Origin of the sequence: Bacillus sp. HMSC036E02 (assembly GCF_001836235.1) — a bacterium.
GTDB classification, from domain to species: Bacteria; Bacillota; Bacilli; order Bacillales; family Bacillaceae_G; genus Bacillus_A; species Bacillus_A cereus.
In genome coordinates, this window is the sequence record NZ_KV827839.1 from 1 (window position 1) to 20,203 (window position 20,203).

Sequence of the window (20,203 nt, forward strand, 5' to 3'; positions counted from 1 at the left end):
AGCTCTACCACTGAGCTACTGCGGAATAATGAAGACAATTTGTATCTTATAAAAATTCTCTCTGTAAGTCAAGAAGTTTTTAACAACATCTTGTTCAAACGTGACATGTTTATAATATACTGGATTGCGTTTTTACTGTCAAGATTTTTTCGATATCGGTTTGAGTTTCCCTTTACACTTTCCACAGACATATCTTTTTGTATTTATTTGACGCCTTCTTACATATTGAAGTGAACACTCCATACATTCATACTTATAAATCTTTTTTTCCTTCTCTTCATTAATCATTTGTTTACAAAAACGTGGTGCATCAACTTTCTTTAACAACTCACGAAAATCCCTGTCCCTGTGCTTATACCCTCTTCCTGCAATATGTAAGTGATAATGACAAAGCTCATGTTTAATAATCCCGACTAACTCTTCTTCACCATACACTTCGTAATATCGATAATTCAGTTCGATATTATGACTCTTCAATAAATAACGCCCACCAGTTGTACGTAATCTATTATTAAACACTGCTTTATGTAAGAACGGCATCTCAAAGTATTGTAGTGACACTTCTTCCACCAGTCGCTGAATTTCTTGCTCATCCACTCTCATTCCTCCTAAACAAAAAAATATTTTTACACTTTTCTCCCTTCTTATACATATATTAAATAGTACATATACCCATCCTCATGTAAGAAACGTGGTTTCTAAAAACAAAACATGAATAGAAATCCACTCACCAACCTCTCATCAATAGCATTTTAGATTTTTGAGAGCAGGATTAAACAAGGAGGGATTCCTATGCCTACGTGGCTAAAAAAACAAATGCAACGTGCATATTTCGAAAAAAACCGGTATCAAATTAAATTATTAAATGAATGCTGGTTTTATTATAGCAAAATACATCAAAGCTCATAATCCATTACACTTTTTATTCCATAAAAAAAGAGCAGTTTCGTCTGCTCTCTTCTCTTACTATTCAATCGGCAACATAGATAGTGCAACGCGTCCTTTTTTTGTATCAATATCATCTACCCATACTTTTACAATTTTCCCTACTGACACAACATCTAACGGATGCTTTACAAACTGTTTGCTAAGTTTAGAAATATGTACTAAACCATCTTGCTTTACGCCAACATCAACAAAAGCACCAAAATCAACAACGTTACGAACTGTTCCTTCTAGTTCCATACCACGTTTTAAATCTTCTAATTTCAAAATCCCTTTTTTCAGAAGTGGTTTAGGCAACTCATCCCTCATATCTCTTTCTGGACTAATAAGCGCATCTATAATATCAACTAACGTCGGCTCCCCAACTCCTGTTTCTTGAGATAACTTAGAAATCTCTACTTCTTCCAATCTCTTTTGTAATTGCGGTTGTCCTACGTCATCTATCGATAACCCTAGACTCTTCAATAACAATTCAACATTTTTATATTGCTCTGGATGAATACCTGTTCGATCTAATGGATTCGCTCCTTCTAGTATACGTAAGAAACCTATACATTGTTCATACGTCTTTGCACCTAAACGCGGGATTTTCTTTAATTCCGTGCGCTTTGTGAATTTCCCATCTTCTTCTCTCTTTGCCACAATATTTTTCGCAACAGTTTTCGATAAACCTGAAACATATTGTAACAATGCAACCGAAGCCGTATTTACATTAACCCCAACTTGGTTAACAGCTGTTTCTACTACAAATGTTAATGACTCATTCAGTCTCTTTTGAGATACATCATGTTGGTATTGTCCAACCCCAACTGATTTAGGATCAATTTTCACAAGTTCAGCAAGTGGATCTTGCAGACGTCTTCCAATAGAAACGGCACTTCTCTCTTCAACTTGTAAATTTGGGAATTCCTCACGAGCTAAATCAGAAGCTGAATATACACTAGCACCCGCTTCATTTACAATAATATAAAAGACATCTCGGTTCACACTTTGCAATACATCTACTATAAACTCTTCTGTTTCTCTAGATGCTGTCCCATTACCAATTGCAATCATTTCAACTTGATATTTATCTATAATAGAAAGAACTTTCGTTTTTGCATCATCATATTTACGAACAGGTGGATGCGGATAAATAACATCGATATGTAGTACTTTCCCCGTATCATCTACTACAGACAATTTACAACCAGTTCTATATGCCGGATCTACCGCTAGCACGACTTTCCCTTTCATCGGAGGTTGTAATAATAAGTTACGTAAGTTCTCAGAGAAAATATGTATCGCTTGTTCTTCAGCTGTTTCTGTTAATTCTTTACGAATTTCTCTTTCGATTGAAGATTGAATTAATCGTTTATAACCATCTTCAATCGCTAATTGTACATAATGTGCACTTTTCGAATCGTTATCACGAATTACTTTCTTATTTAAGAAAGTTACTATCTCATCTACTGGCGGAACAACAGCAACTCTCAATATATCTTCTTTCTCGCCACGATTCATTGCTAATACACGATGTGGTACTACTTTTTGCAATGGTTCTTCATAACTGTAATACATTTCATATATATTCTTTTCATCTTTTTCTTCATCTTTCACGGACGAAGACATAACACCTTTTCTAAAAGTAACATTTCGAATCCAACTACGATACGCAGCTTCATCTGAAACCATTTCTGCAATAATGTCTTGTGCACCTTGTAAAGCTTCTTCTGCAGATTGCACTTCTTTCTCTACATTAATAAATTCCACTGCCTTTTTAGCCGGATCTTCTTTTTTATATAACAATAACCATTCAGCTAATGGTTCTAATCCCTTTTCTTTAGCGATTGTCGCTTTCGTTCTTCTTTTCTCTTTATATGGACGATATAGATCTTCTACTTCTTGCAACTTTGTAGCTTTAACAATTTGCTGTCGTAGCTCTTCTGTCAGTTTCCCCTTCTCATCAATAAGACGAAGAACTTCTTCCTTCCTATCTTCAAGTTGCATCATATATTGCCATCTCTCTAAAATCGTACGAATTTGCACCTCATCTAAAGAGCCTGTCCATTCTTTTCGGTAACGAGCAATAAATGGAACTGTGTTACCTTCTTCTGTTAATTGAATAACATGACGAACTTGCTTTTCGGTAAAGCCTAATTCTTTCACTAACATTTTCATTAACGCTTGTCGATTATCTACCATTTCCATATACAACCGCAACCTCCTCTATAATAAAAAAAGTTGCCCTTCAAAGAGAGCAACTTAAACTGCCGATTTAAAAATCTATTAGTCCTAAACTAATTTGTAACGCTTCATCTACACGACTCATCATCACTTCATCCAAATGAGTGATTTTGTCCGTTAAGCGTTGCTTATCGATTGTTCGAATCTGCTCAAGTAAAATAACAGAATCTCTCTCAAAACCATACTTTTTCGCATCAATTTCCACATGAGTGGGTAATTTCGCTTTTTGAATCTGTGCAGTAATAGCCGCTACAATCACCGTTGGACTAAAACGATTTCCGATGTCATTTTGAATGACAAGAACCGGACGAACGCCTCCTTGCTCAGAACCAACAACTGGGGAAAGGTCTGCAAAATACACGTCGCCGCGTTTTACAATCAAAATATTACCCCCCGCTAACTAAGCGTTCTACTGTATGAGCTGCTTCATACTCTGCTAAGAAAGCTTCAGATGCAATACCAAGATTAATTTTTCCCATTTCAATGTACCCACGTCGCATTGATTCATGTTGGTAGCGTTTCTTCGTCTTATGTTGACGCAATAACAATTGTGTTGCCTGGCAAATTAGTTCATGGCGATTCTTATTCTCTTGTTTTCCAATTCCGTCCAATTCCGTTACCATTTGCTTTGGCAACCGAACCACGATTTCAGTAGTTACACTTGATTCGGACACAAAAATACACCTCCACCGTCAACTACACACCCAAATATATATATGACACCTATTGTAATAATACCATTGTATGGAGCCTGTTGCAAAGACTTCCTTATTCCTTGCTTATGTTTTCCAATTCACAAACAAAACATTCATCTTCTTAAATTTTTTATCTCATAACTAACTAAAAACAATAGAACTCCTCTTCAAAACTTACGTGCAACTTATATAAAAAATGATTATAAGTAAAAAGCTTCTCATCAAAAAGAGCTTATTATCCAGCAATGAACAGTCACTCCAATGACAAGAAGCAATCATACTACCTTCTATATATTGTTCAAGTAATTAATTATCTCTACAACCTTACCATTCCGTATAAATATTCTTGGCACACGGAAACTGATCGTTGCAATAATTTCATAATTAATAGTCCCTGAGTATTCCGCAACCTCTGTAGCGCTAATATACTCATCTCCTTGCCTTCCAATAAGCGTAACTTTCGTACCAAGTGGCACTTCACAAGGAAGATGAATCATGAACTGATCCATTGTTACTCGCCCTACAATCGGTACCCTTTTACCATTTATAAGCACTTCAAATCCTTGTAACCTTCTAAGCCACCCATCTGCATAGCCAATCGCTACAGTCGCAATCCATTCTTCAGTTTTCGTTCGATAGGTGACGTTATAACTAATTCCATCACCTTTAATTACCTGTTTAATATGAGCAACTTTCGTATGAAGTGATAGCGCCGGTTCTAATTCAAATGGTAAAAAAGGACGTATTTCTACAGAAGGAGATAATCCATACATTGCAATCCCAATTCGCACTGCATTAAATGTAATCCCTTGAAAACGTAACGTCGCAGCACTATTAGCTGTATGAACAAACTTAGGATCCACTCCGAATTCTTTCAACCAACTTAACTGCTCCAAGAACGTGTTATATTGCTTATCAAAATACGAAGTCTCAACCTCATCTGCCGTTGCAAAATGCGTGTATACTCCTTCTAACTCTAAAAACGGTGCACCCTCTAAACTCTTTAAAAATTCTTTTAGCTCTTTTCTTTCACGTATTCCAATTCTCCCCATACCACTATCAAAGTTAATATGGAATTTCATTACAGATGAACCATCCCAAAGTTTAATTGCTTCGTCCACCCATTCTTTTTGAAAAACAGTTAGCGCTACATCATTTTCAGCAGCTACATTTACATCACGCGGCGGCGAGGGACCTAACACTAAAATCGGCTCAGTAATACCAGCCCTCCGAAGCACTAAAGCTTCATCTAAAAAAGCAACAGCTAACCTTGTTGCACCTGCTTCTAATGCCGTTTTAGCCACCGGTACATAATCGTGCCCATATGCGTTTGCTTTAACTACAGCAAAAATCTCTACATTACTTGGGATGAACTCTTTAATATGTGTAACGTTGTTATAAATGGCATCTAAATCCACTTCCACCCAAGTGTCACGGTAAAATGGTGCTTCTTCCATAAATACACTTCCTTATACACGATATGCGAAGCTTATTCTTTTATATGCTTCTTTTATGAAATCCACCTTCAAACTAAGAAAAGACGTGGTGCACATATATCACCACGTCTAAGAAGTTTACTTCACCTGCTTCGCTGTAACTGAACGAGCAACCATTAACAGCTCCTTCGGCTCTAAACCTTTAGACACGAGCATATATTCTACTCCGTTATGCGACCACGTTACAGAGTCTTTCGTTAATGCACCAATCGTAAACCCAAGATCAACTGGTTCTCCACTTACACTTACCGCTGATGATGCCTCTGCAACTTTTGCCTTTTCTTGTATTAAAGTAAAGGATTTCTTATTTCCAGTGTATGTGAGTATCGCACGCTTGCCACTGTCTGTCTTCAACTCTTTTTCATCTTGCAGAGTCATACCTTGTGGTGTATCAAGTGGATACAAAATAGCAAACGGTTTGTCTTCTTTCGCTGTTGTTTGAACATCTATCTGTGCTCTAGACATATTTTGTTTCGTATCAAATGCACCTTTATCAAATTTCGCATCGAATTTCACTTTAGAGAAATCTACTTTCACAAGAACATTTTGATCATTATCCATCAACTTCACTGAAACTGGAGTCAAGTCGCTCTTATTCAATGTAATCTCTTGTCTCGGCAACATATTTTGATGTTGATAGTTTGTTTTTGTTTTAAAAATATAATACTTATCTGTTTTCTCAAAAGTAAGGTTTTTCTTGTCCTGCAAAATATCTCTTACAAGTGATTCATATAAATAAGCCTGGCTACTATTTTGCGGCCAATCACTTTGAAAACGGAAGCTCTTATTAAGTGCTGGCGTTAATACAAATACACCTTCTTCATTTCTCAAAATAATTTGGCTCTGATCTTTTTTTGCATTTTTTAAATTCACACGATAAAAAGACGGTTCCTTATGCCAAATCTCTACGTTATACTCTTGAGGCTCATTGCCTGTTTTAATAGATAATTTTGCCTCAGCTTGATAACTTTTCATCCCTTTTACTTTTGATTCTAAATCTCTCACGACATCATCTTGCTTCTTTTCCATACAACCCGCCAACACAAAAACGGTCAACAAACCGACAAGAACTAAAAACAGACGCCTTTTCATCAATTCAGCCCCTTTGCCCCTATAAATGAATGGAAGATGTACCTTCCTTATCGCTACCTCAAATATATGAGACAAAGATATAAAATATGCAGACTAGCGTGACGAGCTTTCTAAAACAACTTGAGCAACAGCAAATTCCTTACTATGACTAATTGATAAATGAACAATATACTCTGTACTTGTAATCAGAATTGGCTTACCTCTTTCATCATTTTTCACTTCAATATCTAAAAAACTCACTTCTTTTCCGATACCAGTACCTACAGCTTTTGAATACGCCTCTTTCGCTGCAAACCTTCCAGCTACAAACTCTGTAAGGCGACTTCCTTTCAGCTCCATAGCAACATTACGTTCATTTTCCGTTAAAATACGTTCCATAAATTTAAGCTTTCCATCTAGCATTTTTTCAATACGATTTAATTCAATAATATCGATACCAATCCCTATAATCATTTCGAAATCCCCTTCTTCTATTTAACTTTCTTCTTTCATATTGATAAGAATAACAGAGAATCTTTCTGATGCAAAAGGGGTGAAAGTAACCGTATGCTAATAAGATCCACTCATATTTCTTTACAACCGACTATTCTTACCTTACTTCTTATTCATTTAGTCATGATGATATTAGGCGACTTTTTTCTCTTGCCACTGGCAGCCTCTAATGAATATATTGCTAAAGGAGAATGGTGGCGTGTCATAACTTCTCTTCTCGTACACGTAGACTTACAACATTTTCTTTCTAATAGTATTTTTTTGTTTGCTCTTGGTTCTTCTATCGAAAAACAACTCGGACACTTTTCTTTTTCTATTCTATTTTTTCTCTCTGGAATTTCTGGAAATATTTCTTCTTATATTATTATGCCGCTTGAATATATTCACGCAGGTGCATCAGGTGGTATTTTCGGACTATTAGGTGCACAGTTATTTTTATTGTACAATCGATACCGCTCTTCAAAACCAAAAGAAATTGCCATTTTCTCAATTATGATTCTTCTATTACTGCTATTTACTTTCTTTAACCCTTCTGCCAATCCGATCAGTCATTTAACAGGTTTAATAACCGGTGGCATTTTAACCCCTTTTTTAACCAAAAAAAACGATGGTGCAAAGCTTATTTAATATAAAAGCTTGCACCATCGATAATTTCTACATCTACTTGTTCACTTAAATCTCTCATTAATTGAAATAAAGACTCATCCTTCATCTTCGCCTCAATCATACAATCAATTTGCGGAACACTTCCCTTTATCCTTCTTAAAAAAGATAAAAATGCCTCTACATTAATATAATCTGCATGAGCTCTTGGATCTTTTCCCTCTCTAGGGCTAGAGATATGCATTTTAACCGGCAACAAAGACGTTTCCCACGTATGAACGACACGTGCCCAGTCTTCATACCAATCTTCTTGCTCATTATTCATCATATGGTGATGCAAGTCAAATACGACGGGAATATCTAATTTTTCTCCTAAATATAATGTTTCCTCTAACGTAAAGGTTGTATCATCATTTTCTAATATAATCATTTCTTGAATACCCCTTGGGACATTCGACCAATTCTCTATAAAGCGCTCTAATGCAAGTTCTTTATCTTTATATCCTCCTCCAACATGCAGTACACATCGTTGCTTATGTTCAATCCCCATACCTTTTAATAATTTTTTGTGCATCTGCAATGTTTTTACAGATTGTTTAAAAACACTCTCCTCAGGTGAATTTAGTACAACAAAATGATCTGGATGGAAATCAATTCTCATATTCATATGAACTGCATATTCACCTAGTTTTTTTAAATTTTCTTTTAAAGGACGAATATAGTTCCACTCTAGCAATTCCTCATGATTCGCTAAAGGAATGAGCTTTGAACTGAGCCGAAAGAAAGATATGTCATGCCCTTTATTATGCTTTAATAAACGTAAACAATTTTCTAAATTGGAATTAGCAATTCTTTCAAGTTTACGAATTGCAGCAGCACGATCATCTAATTTCTGAAACTGTGCATACGTCATCGTTTGAGATGGAGATGCATTCTTCAAATGTACACTCATCGCAACGTAACCAAGCCTTACAAGCATATAACAGCCCCTTTTCTATCATAACTATTATATAGTATGCACAATTATAGAAATAAAAAAAGAGAATGCCCGCAAAGGGCATTCTCTTTTTTTTATTAAGCTTGTGGACGGCTATGATGTTTTCTTTCGCCGCGTCCATTTGAAGAACCAGGGCGACCTTGGCCTTCACCTCTACGACCACGACTACCACCATCACGATTACGATCGCGGTTACCATCACGATTGCGATCACGGTTTCCGTCACGATTACGTCCATCACGGTTACGGTCACGATTACGTCCATCGCCACCGCCGCGTGCATCACGACTACGATTACGGTTACCATCACGGTATCCGCCTCCGTTACCGCCGCGTTTTTTAGAACCGCCGCCTCTTGAAACAACAGGTGGTTCTGATGTTAAAGCGATCGGAGTTGTATCCGGCTCTTTAGTCATCATTTTTAAAGCAGCAGCTACTACTGTTACAGAGTCATTTTCTTCTAACATTTCTTCTGCAATACGCTTGTAGTATGCTAAGTTTTCATTTTCAATTGTGCTTTGAAGCTTTTCAGCGATTAAACGTTGTTGACCTTCTAATGCCTCGTCAAGTGTCGGTGCATCCATGCGGTCCATTTTACGTTTTGTTGTACGCTCGATATTTTTTAATTGTCCTGATTCACGTGGTGTTACAAATAGCATTGCAATACCTTTTTTACCTGCACGACCAGTACGACCGATACGGTGAACGTATGATTCTGGATCTTGTGGAATATCGAAGTTATATACGTGCGTTACGCCTGAAATATCAAGACCACGTGCAGCAACGTCTGTTGCAACAAGAACTTCAATAGAACCTTCTTTAAATTTACGTAATACAGACATACGTTTCGCCTGAGTTAAATCACCATGAATACCTTCTGCAGCATAACCACGTAAGTTTAATGCTTCTGATAATTCATCAACACGGCGCTTTGTACGACCGAATACGATTGCAAGCTCTGGAGATTGAATATCTAATAAGCGTGTTAACACGTCAAACTTTTTCTTTTCTTGCACTTCTAAATAGAACTGCTGAATGTTTGGCATTGTTACTTCTTTTGCTTTTACTTTAATGTGTTGAGGCTCAGTCATGAAACGCTCAGCAATACGGCGGATTGGATCCGGCATTGTCGCTGAGAATAGTAATGTTTGATGTGTTTCTGGCACATCCGTTAAAATTGCTTCAATGTCTTCAATGAAGCCCATGTTTAACATTTCATCCGCTTCGTCAAGAACAACTGTCTCTACGTTTTGCAGACGAAGTGTTTTACGGTTAATATGATCTAAAATACGACCCGGCGTACCAACAATAATGTGTGGGTGTTTTTTTAGAGCACGAATTTGGCGGTTAATATCTTGACCACCATAAATTGGTAAAATACGAACACGTTTATGCTTACCAATTTTGTATAATTCTTCTCCAACTTGAATTGCTAATTCACGCGTTGGCGCGATAACAATACCTTGAACCGATTCTTTATGTGTATCCACTTTATCTAATAGTGGTAATCCGAATGCTGCTGTTTTCCCTGTACCTGTTTGCGCTTGCCCAATAATATCTTTACCTTGCAATGCATGTGGAATTGTTTCAGCTTGAATTGGTGTAGCCTCTTCAAAGCCCATACTTTCAACAGATTGCAGTAAAGAATCACTTAATCCTAATTCTCGAAATGTTGTCAATGTTACTTCTCCTTTTCTATCCTATACTTATCATTTAAAAAAAGGCGTTTTCCGAATTTGCGGAAAAGCCCTTTTCCTGAATGCTCACGTATATAAACGGGCGTATATTCTTCACGAAAATACTTCTAAACGTTATTACACTTTATCAATTATAAGTTTTGTATGTGTAAAAAGCAAACCCAACTGTTACCTTATTTTCATATTCAGAGTTTTTTTCTTCACTTTTATTTTTTTATATTTACTGTAAGCGCTTATTATAAGTTTCTTCTATTTTCGTAACTATCATCCCTATTTATATACACCAATTATTTCAACATCGTAATTACTTCTTCTAATTTCATACCGCGAGATGCTTTTATTAATACAACATCTTTCACATCGACTACTGCTTGTAAATCTTTTACTAACTCTTCTTTATTATCATACGCCTTTACACGTTCATTAGGGAAATTAATTTTCGCTCCTTCAGCAATTTGAGCCCCTAATCTACCGTATGTGAATACATGCGAGATTTTTGCTGGATCGATTAATTTTCCTACCTCATAATGGAACTGTACTTCTTGATCTCCAAGTTCTAACATATCACCGAGCACAACGATTTTTTTAGCAAAACCATCTAAACCATTCATTAAATGGAATGCTGCTTCCATAGCCGTCGGACTTGCATTATAAGCATCGTTGATAATTGTTAAACCACTATTTGTTTTCACAATTTCCATACGCATGCCCGTCATTTGAAGTGTTACTAAACCTTCTTTCATCTCTTCCCACGTTACACCAAAATGTTTCGCAATTGCCATTGAAGCAAGTGTATTATACACATTATGTTTTCCTAACACAGGTAAGTAGAATGAAATATTTTCATCTCTATTCATTTTGAAATGTGTCCCAGTTGCTTGTAATGTTACAGTCGTTGGATAATAATCGTTTGCTCTTGCATCACCAAACGTAACCGTTTCTGCTGCTAAATTCATTTCAGGAACACGATTCGTTAATAAAGGCTCATCTCCGTTATATACGAACACGCCACCTTCTTGTAACCCTGTAACAATTTCTAATTTCGCTTCAGCAATTGCCTCACGAGACCCTAAATCCATTAAATGTGCCTCACCAATATTCGTAATGATAGCTGCATTAGGACGAGCTAACTTAGATAAGAATTCAATTTCGCCTCGGCTTGACATACCCATCTCTAATACTGCTACTTCTGTATTTTCTTCTAAGTTTAAAATGGTAAGAGGTAATCCGATATGGTTATTGAAGTTCCCTTCTGTTTTTTGCACTTTGAATTTAGTCGCAAGAAGACTTGTTACAATATCTTTCGTAGATGTTTTACCGTTACTACCCGTTACACCTACAACTTTAACATCCAATTGATCGCGATAGTTTTTCGCTAACATTTGCAATGCGGATAGCGTGTCTTCCACAAAAATAACCGGAAGATTCTCAGGTGGATTCGCTACATCTTTCATCCATAATGTAGCTACAGCTCCATTTTCAACAGCTTTATCTACAAAAGCATGTCCATCGAAGCGCTCCCCTTGAATCGGAACATACAAGTTTCCTTTTTCAATTTTTCTTGTATCAATAGACACGCCTTGAATAGTAATTCCCTCATATTGCTCTGCTAATCCAGTACCATTTACCATCTGTTCCACTTGCTTTAACATTCGCTTTATCATATAGAAACGCTCCTTACATAGAGGAAGCACTATTCCTACGAATAGTGCTTCCTCCTTTTTTGTTAGATTGTATATTTAATTTTTTGTTTTTCTTCGTGACGTTCAATCGCTAAACGAATTAGCTCTTCAATTAATTCTGGATACGGTAACCCAGTATGTTGCCATAATAGAGGGAACATACTGAACGGTGTAAATCCTGGCATTGTGTTTACTTCGTTAATATACACTTCTCCATCTTTCGTTAAGAAGAAATCAGCTCGCGTTAAACCTGCACCGTCTAATGATTGGAATGCAATAATCGCATCACGCTTAATTACATTAGATTCTTCTTCTGTCATTTCAGCTGGAATAATTAGCGCCGTATCACCATCGATATATTTCGACTTATAATCATAGAAGTCCTTTTTCGGAACGATTTCACCTACAACTGAACATTTCGGCTCATCATTACCTAGTACCCCAACTTCTACTTCACGACCTACAATATTTTCTTCTACAATAATTTTGCGATCAAATTGGAATGCCTCTACAAATGCATCCTCAAGTTCTTCACGATTTTTACACTTATTAATACCAACACTTGAACCAAGGTTCGCTGGTTTTACGAAGCAAGGATATCCTAACTTATCTTCTACTTTAGAATAAGCTTCCTCACGATTTTTCTCCCATGCACTACGAATGAAGGATGCATATTTTGCTTGTTTTAAACCAGCCTCTGCAAAGATGTTTTTCATAACAACTTTATCCATACCAGCAGATGATGCTAGAACACCATTTCCTACATAAGGGATATTCATTAATTCTAATAGTCCTTGAACCGTTCCATCTTCACCGTTTGGTCCATGTAGTAATGGGAAAATAACGTCAATAGCGTTCTCCTCAGAAGCTGCAGATGGGATAATTTCTGTACTTAATGATAACGGAGAAATCGCATTTTCTGCACCGCTCATTTTTAAAGCTTCAACATCTGTTACTTCGCCTTCAATACGCTCACCGCGTACCCATTGACCTTGTTCTGTAATATAAATTGGATGAATCTCGAATTTATCTTGATTTAACGCTTTAATAGCAGCAAGAGCCGTCTGTAGCGAAACTTGATGCTCAGCTGATTTTCCACCATATAATAAACCTAATTTAATTTTCGTCAATGAAATCACCCTAACCAATTGTTTTCATTTTTCTATTTTAGCACTTTTTATAAAAATAGGTAGTTCCTATTTGAAATAAAATGTAACTTCCATAAATAATTAAATAACATCACTTATTGGTTTTTTCATTTCATTTTCTATATAGGTACACAAAATAAAATGGCAATCTAATCTAGTTATGTACCTAAAATATGTAGAAATCCCCTTTTTTGTGTATGTCACCTATTCACTAAGAAGATTGTTTGGTTAGTGTGTCTTTTTGCCTTTGCTCAACAAGGCGATCTAAAGAAACATATACAATACCTGCAACTACACATCCTACAGCTAAAATTGTAAATAGAAAGTGACCAAGTAACCGATCTAATAAAAAACCTCCCAAAAGTGGGCCAAATGCGCTTCCTGTAATCCACTGCAAACTTGCAGCTCCCATATAAGTCCCTCTCAAATGCTCAGGGGCCAAATTTGCTACAAATGTCATCTGTACAGGCGACATAATCATTTCACCTAACGTATATATAGCATAAACGAACAGTAGTGTTATTAAAATAATTGTAGCATTTGTATTAAATTCTCCAAACCACTTCGGTAACCACCCTATAAAAAATAATCCAATCCCGAATAAACATGCACCATATAACATCGTCTTCCCAACTGGTTTATCCGTAGCCCATTTTGAAATTTGAAACTGGAATAAAACAACTAATAGTCCGTTTAACGCCATTAAATATGGATATGGATTATTCGTTCCAAAAATACGCTTCATTTCATTATCAAAATGTAGTGGCAGCATGCCTTCCGTTTGAGAAAACCCCATCGAAATGATAATACCTGCTAATAAGTAAATCATTAATGCCTTATCTCGCATTAAAATTTTCCAAACTGCCCCAGATTCCTTTTCTTTATGTTCTTCCTTATCTATCCTCTTTGGCATCGTCTCTTGAATAAGAAGTAATACAAGTAACGCATAAAATAGCATTGTAGAAGAGGCAATAATAAACACAAGGTTCTTTGACAACACAACTACTGATGCTCCCATTATCGGACCAATCGCAGCACCTATATTGTGTCCCATTCGTAATAAACCATATGCCTCTGTTCTTTTTTCTGGTGCCGTTACATCCGCGACCATAGCTGATGCAGCTGGATGAAATAAAGAATTACTCAACCCTAAAAAAATAGATAAAATTGCATACGGAATAAATCCTTCTATAAATAGAAAACCGAGCATTAATAATGCATTACTTGCCATAGAAAATATCATAATAGGCTTTCTTCCATATATGTCAGCAATTCTCCCTCCTATAAGTGATCCAAAGCTTGCAGCAATTGGAGAAAGCGCCATAATAACCCCAACTTCCAACAACGAATCTACCTTATCTTTTAAATATAATGCAAAAAAAGGCATTAACATCATCATTGCAATTCCATTTAACGTCTCTCCAATAAATCGAATCCATACGTTACGGTCCATCTCCCTTAACTCACGCCACGTATTTTTCATCATTCCACCCCTTTAGTTAGCCAACAATTATCTTATAACAAGTTCAGAAAAATGTAAATTTTCAAATAAAAAAAATCCATTCTAACAGAATTAGAATGGATTTTTTCGCTTATAAATTTGCAACATCTTCTTCTTTTTTACTATTATTTAAAGCACTATGTTTTCGGCTATATAAGAAGTAAACCGCTATACCAATAACCATCCATATCCCAAAACTAATCCACGCTGTCCCTGATAATTGAAGCATTAAGTATAAACAGAAAATCACTGTTAATGCTGGTAAAAATGGTACAAGCGGAGCCTTAAATGCCCTTGGTAAGTCTGGATGAGTTCTTCTCATTACGATTACCGCAACAGCTACAAGTGCAAATGCTGACAATGTCCCCATATTTACAAGATGTGCTAAAACATTTAAATCTATTAATCCTGAAATCAGTGCCGCAATAATCCCCGTTGTCCATGTATTTAAAAATGGCGTTTTAAATTTCGGATGAACTTTAGCAAGACGCTTCGGCAGTAAACCATCTCGGCTCATCGCATAAGAAACACGAACTTGCCCATACATCATAACTAGCATTACTGTTGTAATTCCTGTAATTGCTCCTACTGAAATTACCCCCGCTAAACCATCTTGTCCAATAAATTGAAGTGCAAAAGCAACTGGATCTGATATATTTAGCTGGCCGTATGGAACAATCCCTGTCAAAATAAGCGAAACAACGATATAAAGAACTGTACAAATTAATAACGATGCAATAATACCAATTGGTAAATCACGTTGCGGACGTTTCACTTCTTCTGCCGCTGTTGAAACTGCATCAAATCCTATAAATGCGAAGAATACTGTAGCCGCTCCAGCCATTACACCATCTAAACCAAATGGCATAAAGGGCGTCCAGTTTTCAGGTTTCACATAATTAAAACCAGCAAAGATAAAAATAAGAACAACTGCTATTTTAATAAATACCATAATGTTATTTACTCGTGCACTTTCACGAACACCCCTAGATAAAAGAACTGTCATCACTAAAATAATTAGAACTGCAGGTAGATCAATTATTCCACCCTTTCCTGTACCAGGAGCCGAGGAGAGAATAGTCGGAATGTGAATTCCAAACCCCTTTAATAAAGATTGAAAATATGCAGACCAACCGTTTGCTACAGCAGATGTAGCAAGTAAATATTCAAGCATTAAGTCCCAGCCAATTAAAAATGCGAACACTTCCCCCATCGTCGCGTATGTATACGTATACACACTGCCCGAGACAGGAACTGAAGAAGCAAATTCAGCATAACAAAATGCAGCAAAGGCACAAGCTAACGCGGCAATCGCAAATGATAATATAATAGCTGGCCCAGAATGTTTCGCTGCCACAACACCCGTTAGAACAAAAATACCAGTTCCAACAATTGCTCCGATTCCAAGCATAGTTAAATCTAGCGCACCCAATGTTCTTGCTAACGTTTTTTGCTTACTTTCATGCATTAACTTTGCAATTGGCTTCTTTTGAAAAATTTGCTTCATCTTTCACTCCTCCAAGTTTTAAATTTTCTGAAAATTTTTAATTCGCTTTTTTATTTTACTCATTACGCTTTTCCTAGTCAATACTTTTGTCGAAACAAGTAGAAATTCTTCTGAATATGCACGATCCTTATTATTCTTTCTATATATCTTTCCATTATTTTTTTGGTATTATTATACATGTCGATTCCGTGAAAAAGGCATGCCCCCTTATTGAGAGCATGCCTTTTTTACTTATTTCACAGTATATGAACCTTGTTCAATCCAGCTATACATATACTTTTCATCTTCTGTTTCATGTGCTTGTTTTACAATACGAAGCGGACGGAATGTGTCTATCATAACAGCTAATTCAAGCGTCTCTTTCTTCCCTATACTTGCCTCTGTTTTCCCCGGATGCGGTCCATGGGGAATCCCGCTCGGATGAAGTGTAATAGAACCTTCTTCCACACCTTTGCGACTCATAAAGTTTCCTTCTACATAGTAAAGAACTTCATCACTATTAACATTACTATGATAATATGGTGCTGGAATTGACTCTGGATGATAATCGTATAAACGTGGTACGAAAGAGCAAATAACAAAATTATGTCCTTCAAATGTTTGATGTACTGGCGGTGGCTGATGAATGCGCCCTGTAATTGGTTCAAAATCCTCTACATTAAATACCCACGGATATAAATAGCCATCCCATCCAACAACATCTAACGGGTGGTGTCCTAAAACATGTTTATGCATATAGCCTCTTGATTTTGTCATTACGACAAACTCGCCTTTTTCATCATATGTCTCTAATTTTTCTGGACCACGAAGATCTCTTTCACAAAACGGACTATGCTCTAACAATTGTCCGTATTCATTTCGATAACGACGCGGCGTTGTAATTTGGCTATTTGCCTCTACAACAAGAAACTTAGTCTCTCCTTCATCTGGAATAACACGATAAATCGTTCCAATTGGAATCGTTACATAGTCGCCTTTTCTATAGTGAATCGTTCCAAACATCGTTTCAATTTTCCCTGTTCCATAATGAACAAATAACATTTCATCGCCATCACCATTACGATAGAAATAATCCATTTTTTCTGTTGGACTCACTACTCCAATTAACAAATCTTCATTTCCAAGTATGAAATTCCGTCCACTTATTGCATCACCACTTTTTTTACTTTCTTTCGTTCGAAAGTGGCGATGAGAAAGAGCAACATCCTCTTCATACTGCAACTGACAAGAATGCGATAATGCAGAATGACCTACTTCTGTTGGCATATAATGATGATACAAAATAGACTGCGTACCAGAAAAACCTTTTGTTCCCATTACCTGTTCACGATAAAGCGACCCATCTTTTTTACGAAATTGTACATGTCGTTTATGAGGTAGTTCTCCCATGTGACGATAAAACATGCCCATCACCCGCTTCCTTTTCTTTTTTTATCGTATTACGTAGTGTACCTAAACCAGTAATCGACAGTTCTACAACATCTCCATCTTGTAGCCACTCTTCTGTGCCCAGTTCTAAAATACATCCTGTTCCTACTGTCCCAGAACCAATCACATCTCCTGGATATAACGTAACGTCCTCTGAAGCACGTTCAATCATTTCAGCAAATGTATAGTAAATATCTTGGAAGTTTCCTTTTGATAATAGTTTTCCATTTACATGAGCAGTCATTTCTAAATTATATCGATCACCATTACGATAAACGTCTAATTCCTCTTTCGTAACGAGATGTGCTCCTAATGAAGTTGCAAAGTCTTTTCCCTTCGCTGGACCGAGACCTACTTTCATTTCTGTTGCTTGTAAGTCTCTCGCACTCCAGTCGTTCATAATACAATAACCAAAAATATATTCCTCTGCTTGCTCTCGAGAAATATTTCGCCCTTCTCTTCCTATTACGCAAGCAATCTCCAACTCATAATCAAGCTTTTTAGACTTTTTCGGACCAATTACAAAATCACCGGAACCAATTACAGCACGATGATTAGTAAAATAAAAAACCGGAATATCATACCATTCAGGCACAACATCTAATCCTCTTCGTCCACGAGCTGTTTTTACATGTTGTTCAAATGCGTAAAAATCTCGAATACTACTCGGATTAGGAAGAGCAGCTGTCAATTGTACTTCTTCTAAAGCATATATACCCTTATTTGGATTCTTAATATTCCGCACTACTTCTACATACTCATCCGCTTTCTCTAAAAAATCCATCATAGAAGAAGGGATTTCCCCTTCACTAGCAAGATTCATATCTATTACTTTGTCACCTTCAAGCCATCCAGCCCGTAGTTCTTTTGAAGGAAGACGAAATGTAACAAATTTCATCCTGATTCCTCCTTATAAAAATGAAATTTCCACCAGCAAAGGGACTTTTGCTGGTGGATACAAATCTTATAAGTTTCCGCGACGCTCTTGTTCTCTTTCAATTGATTCGAATAACGCTTTAAAGTTTCCTTCACCAAATCCTCGAGAACCTTTACGTTGAATGATTTCAATAAATAAAGTCGGACGATCTACAATTGGTTTCGTAAAGATTTGTAGTAAGTAACCTTCATCATCACGATCTACTAAGATCTTTAATTCTTTTAACTTATCAATTTCTTCATCGATTTTTCCAACTCGTGCAGTTAGCTCATCGTAATAAGTATCAGGTGTATCTAAAAACTCCACCCCATTTGCACGAAGCGCTTCAACTGTTTTAACAATATCACTTGTTAATAAAGCAAGATGTTGTACACCAGCTCCATTATAGAATTCTAGATACTCTTGAATTTGTGACTTTCTCTTTCCGTCTGCTGGTTCGTTAATAGGAAACTTAATACGACTTCCATTCGTCATAACTTTTGACATTAACGCCGAATACTCTGTACTAATATCGTCATCATCAAAATGAATCATTTGTTTAAAGCCCATAACATTCTCGTAATAACTAACCCACTCTTCCATTTTTTCAACATTACCAACTACATGATCAACAGCAATTAAACCAGACTCCTCAAATGGAATATTAAATTCTACCTTTTGGAATCCTGGCATAAATGCCCCTTTATAATTTTTACGCTCTACAAGCGTATGAATTGTATCACCATACGTACCAATAACTGCTTTTTTCAATGTACCGTCCTCATCTGTTAATTCCTGTGGTGGAGCAATTGCGACGGCACCACGTTTCACTGCTTCTGAGTATGCTTTATCAACATCATCAACAAGTAGTGCCACATCCTTCACGCCATCACCATGAGTCTTTACAAACTCTGCAATACGATTTTCACTACTTAAAGCTCCAGACACAACGAAACGCATATTTTTTTGCACAAGAACATAAGATACCTTTTCACGGTTTCCAGTTTCTAATCCAGAGTAAGCCACAATTTTGAATCCGAACGCTCTCGCAAGATAATAACTCGATTGCTTTGCATTCCCTACGTAAAATTCCAAATGATCTACATCACGTACTGGAAAAAAGTCCTCCATTTGTGCAGCTAGCGTATCCATAGATTTTTGTTTCATAATATCTTCATCCCCCTGTAAATAGATTAAATGGTCCATACTTAAAACCAACCGAAAACGCTTCCAACATTAATTAATAGAAATTAGTTAGCAAGCTAACAAATTCTGACCTTTAAAATTTTCTATCTTTTCTGTCAAATTCCTCTTTTTTTCTTACATATAAAATTCGACTTTTTTCTCTTTGAAATAAAGCGGGATTTTATTCAGTAGATTTTTGATTATTCGTTGAATCAAGTTTCAACCGCAGCGTTTAATTAGCCATGAATGCTGGATAATGAGGTAACTTTAATACTTGAGGGTATATAAGAAGAATATAAAAAAGACTCCAACATATTAACTACTTACTAATACGTTAGAGTCTTTATTTTTTTTGAATGATTGTATTTATATATCTCATACTAATACATTTGCAAGGAATAGAATAAATGATGTTAATATTACCGCTCCACCTAAGGATCCTAATAAATCTGTTTTTGTTACTTGAAACACTTGTTCACTGTTCATATCCCTCATTCTCCTTCCTTTTTTGTTTAATTTAAAACTTCTATTATACTAATACGCTTGATAAAAATACGATTAATGCTGTTAATACTACCGCTCCACTTGCTGAT

The 20,203-nt window shown here is 36.4% G+C and carries 20 protein-coding genes; 2 read left to right on the forward strand and 18 right to left on the reverse strand.

Annotated elements, in window-relative coordinates; all coding sequences use genetic code 11:
- Positions 1-138 precede the first annotated feature (138 nt).
- Complete coding sequence (locus tag HMPREF2590_RS12085) at positions 139-597, reverse strand: SprT family protein (protein WP_003311668.1); 459 nt, start codon at positions 595-597, stop codon at positions 139-141.
- Positions 598-792: 195 nt separating this feature from the next.
- Here HMPREF2590_RS12085 and cmpA point away from each other — a divergent pair, with 195 nt between their 5' ends.
- Positions 793-909: a cortex morphogenetic protein CmpA gene (cmpA, locus tag HMPREF2590_RS12090; RefSeq protein WP_001143642.1), complete on the forward strand. Its 117-nt coding sequence runs from the start codon at positions 793-795 to the stop codon at positions 907-909.
- A gap of 57 nt (positions 910-966) precedes the next feature.
- Here cmpA and HMPREF2590_RS12095 read toward each other — a convergent pair whose 3' ends face one another.
- From HMPREF2590_RS12095 to acpS, 6 genes are all read right to left on the reverse strand, one after another.
- Entirely contained in the window at positions 967-3,135 is a 2,169-nt protein-coding gene (locus HMPREF2590_RS12095; RefSeq protein WP_044306890.1) for a Tex family protein, read from the reverse strand.
- 67 nt (positions 3,136-3,202) lie between these two features.
- Entirely contained in the window at positions 3,203-3,553 is a 351-nt protein-coding gene (gene ndoA, locus HMPREF2590_RS12100) for a type II toxin-antitoxin system endoribonuclease NdoA (protein ID WP_000635965.1), read from the reverse strand.
- 4 nt (positions 3,554-3,557) lie between these two features.
- Positions 3,558-3,845, reverse strand: a complete 288-nt coding sequence (locus tag HMPREF2590_RS12105) for an antitoxin EndoAI (protein WP_000004570.1) — start codon at positions 3,843-3,845, stop codon at positions 3,558-3,560.
- A 308-nt stretch (positions 3,846-4,153) separates the two neighbouring features.
- Positions 4,154-5,323, reverse strand: a complete 1,170-nt coding sequence (alr, locus tag HMPREF2590_RS12110; protein ID WP_000390615.1) for an alanine racemase — start codon at positions 5,321-5,323, stop codon at positions 4,154-4,156.
- 117 nt (positions 5,324-5,440) lie between these two features.
- Positions 5,441-6,391 carry a LolA family protein gene (locus HMPREF2590_RS12115; RefSeq protein WP_033689732.1) on the reverse strand — a complete coding sequence of 317 codons (951 nt, stop codon included), beginning with the start codon at positions 6,389-6,391 and terminating at the stop codon, positions 5,441-5,443.
- Between the two features lie 156 nt (positions 6,392-6,547).
- Complete coding sequence (acpS, locus tag HMPREF2590_RS12120; protein ID WP_000583417.1) at positions 6,548-6,907, reverse strand: holo-ACP synthase; 360 nt, start codon at positions 6,905-6,907, stop codon at positions 6,548-6,550.
- A gap of 93 nt (positions 6,908-7,000) precedes the next feature.
- Here acpS and HMPREF2590_RS12125 point away from each other — a divergent pair, with 93 nt between their 5' ends.
- Positions 7,001-7,573, forward strand: coding sequence for a rhomboid family intramembrane serine protease (locus HMPREF2590_RS12125; protein WP_070861406.1), 573 nt, complete (start codon positions 7,001-7,003; stop codon positions 7,571-7,573).
- On the opposite strand, the gene uvsE is transcribed toward HMPREF2590_RS12125, so the two are convergent.
- From uvsE to HMPREF2590_RS29905, 11 genes are all read right to left on the reverse strand, one after another.
- Positions 7,566-8,528 carry a UV DNA damage repair endonuclease UvsE gene (gene uvsE, locus HMPREF2590_RS12130; RefSeq protein ID WP_000961161.1) on the reverse strand — a complete coding sequence of 321 codons (963 nt, stop codon included), beginning with the start codon at positions 8,526-8,528 and terminating at the stop codon, positions 7,566-7,568. The two genes, HMPREF2590_RS12125 and uvsE, sit on opposite strands and share 8 nt — an antisense overlap.
- A 95-nt stretch (positions 8,529-8,623) precedes the next feature.
- Positions 8,624-10,225 (reverse strand): degradosome RNA helicase CshA, encoded by a 1,602-nt coding sequence (gene cshA / locus HMPREF2590_RS12135; RefSeq protein WP_000206585.1) that lies wholly within the window; start codon positions 10,223-10,225, stop codon positions 8,624-8,626.
- A gap of 305 nt (positions 10,226-10,530) precedes the next feature.
- Positions 10,531-11,907, reverse strand: a complete 1,377-nt coding sequence (gene murF, locus HMPREF2590_RS12140) for a UDP-N-acetylmuramoyl-tripeptide--D-alanyl-D-alanine ligase (protein WP_000595961.1) — start codon at positions 11,905-11,907, stop codon at positions 10,531-10,533.
- Positions 11,908-11,969: 62 nt separating this feature from the next.
- Positions 11,970-13,055 (reverse strand): D-alanine--D-alanine ligase, encoded by a 1,086-nt coding sequence (locus tag HMPREF2590_RS12145; protein WP_000161427.1) that lies wholly within the window; start codon positions 13,053-13,055, stop codon positions 11,970-11,972.
- 229 nt (positions 13,056-13,284) lie between these two features.
- Positions 13,285-14,556, reverse strand: coding sequence for an MDR family MFS transporter (locus HMPREF2590_RS12150; RefSeq protein ID WP_000799714.1), 1,272 nt, complete (start codon positions 14,554-14,556; stop codon positions 13,285-13,287).
- 109 nt (positions 14,557-14,665) lie between these two features.
- The gene (gene bcaP, locus HMPREF2590_RS12155) at positions 14,666-16,081 is read right to left on the reverse strand and encodes a branched-chain amino acid transporter BcaP (protein ID WP_000809349.1); all 1,416 of its coding nucleotides are present in this window, start codon (positions 16,079-16,081) and stop codon (positions 14,666-14,668) included.
- 231 nt (positions 16,082-16,312) lie between these two features.
- Entirely contained in the window at positions 16,313-17,485 is a 1,173-nt protein-coding gene (locus HMPREF2590_RS12160) for a homogentisate 1,2-dioxygenase (protein ID WP_013141710.1), read from the reverse strand.
- Entirely contained in the window at positions 17,451-18,407 is a 957-nt protein-coding gene (locus tag HMPREF2590_RS12165; protein WP_000673999.1) for a fumarylacetoacetate hydrolase family protein, read from the reverse strand. Before HMPREF2590_RS12165 ends, HMPREF2590_RS12160 begins: the two co-directional genes overlap by 35 nt.
- A 66-nt stretch (positions 18,408-18,473) precedes the next feature.
- Entirely contained in the window at positions 18,474-19,592 is a 1,119-nt protein-coding gene (gene hppD / locus HMPREF2590_RS12170; RefSeq protein ID WP_000810922.1) for a 4-hydroxyphenylpyruvate dioxygenase, read from the reverse strand.
- A 393-nt stretch (positions 19,593-19,985) separates the two neighbouring features.
- A complete protein-coding gene (locus HMPREF2590_RS12175) occupies positions 19,986-20,096 on the reverse strand; it encodes a DUF3948 family protein (RefSeq protein ID WP_001083690.1) in 111 nt (36 codons plus the stop codon).
- Positions 20,097-20,139: 43 nt separating this feature from the next.
- Positions 20,140-20,203, reverse strand: a 64-nt coding sequence (locus HMPREF2590_RS29905) for a DUF3948 family protein (protein ID WP_133059583.1), incomplete at its 5' end; no start/stop codon positions are given.

Coding starts and splice junctions, on each gene's coding strand:
- bcaP (WP_000809349.1), bottom strand. CDS start 16,081: ATGAAGCAAATTTTTCAAAAGAAGCCAATTGCAAAGTTAATGCATGAA.
- hppD (WP_000810922.1), bottom strand. CDS start 19,592: ATGAAACAAAAATCTATGGATACGCTAGCTGCACAAATGGAGGACTTT.
- uvsE (WP_000961161.1), bottom strand. CDS start 8,528: ATGCTTGTAAGGCTTGGTTACGTTGCGATGAGTGTACATTTGAAGAAT.
- HMPREF2590_RS12125 (WP_070861406.1), top strand. CDS start 7,001: ATGCTAATAAGATCCACTCATATTTCTTTACAACCGACTATTCTTACC.
- HMPREF2590_RS12175 (WP_001083690.1), bottom strand. CDS start 20,096: ATGAACAGTGAACAAGTGTTTCAAGTAACAAAAACAGATTTATTAGGA.
- acpS (WP_000583417.1), bottom strand. CDS start 6,907: ATGATTATAGGGATTGGTATCGATATTATTGAATTAAATCGTATTGAA.
- HMPREF2590_RS12165 (WP_000673999.1), bottom strand. CDS start 18,407: ATGAAATTTGTTACATTTCGTCTTCCTTCAAAAGAACTACGGGCTGGA.
- HMPREF2590_RS12150 (WP_000799714.1), bottom strand. CDS start 14,556: ATGAAAAATACGTGGCGTGAGTTAAGGGAGATGGACCGTAACGTATGG.
- alr (WP_000390615.1), bottom strand. CDS start 5,323: ATGGAAGAAGCACCATTTTACCGTGACACTTGGGTGGAAGTGGATTTA.
- cmpA (WP_001143642.1), top strand. CDS start 793: ATGCCTACGTGGCTAAAAAAACAAATGCAACGTGCATATTTCGAAAAA.
- HMPREF2590_RS12115 (WP_033689732.1), bottom strand. CDS start 6,391: ATGGAAAAGAAGCAAGATGATGTCGTGAGAGATTTAGAATCAAAAGTA.
- HMPREF2590_RS12160 (WP_013141710.1), bottom strand. CDS start 17,485: ATGTTTTATCGTCACATGGGAGAACTACCTCATAAACGACATGTACAA.
- murF (WP_000595961.1), bottom strand. CDS start 11,907: ATGATAAAGCGAATGTTAAAGCAAGTGGAACAGATGGTAAATGGTACT.
- HMPREF2590_RS12095 (WP_044306890.1), bottom strand. CDS start 3,135: ATGGAAATGGTAGATAATCGACAAGCGTTAATGAAAATGTTAGTGAAA.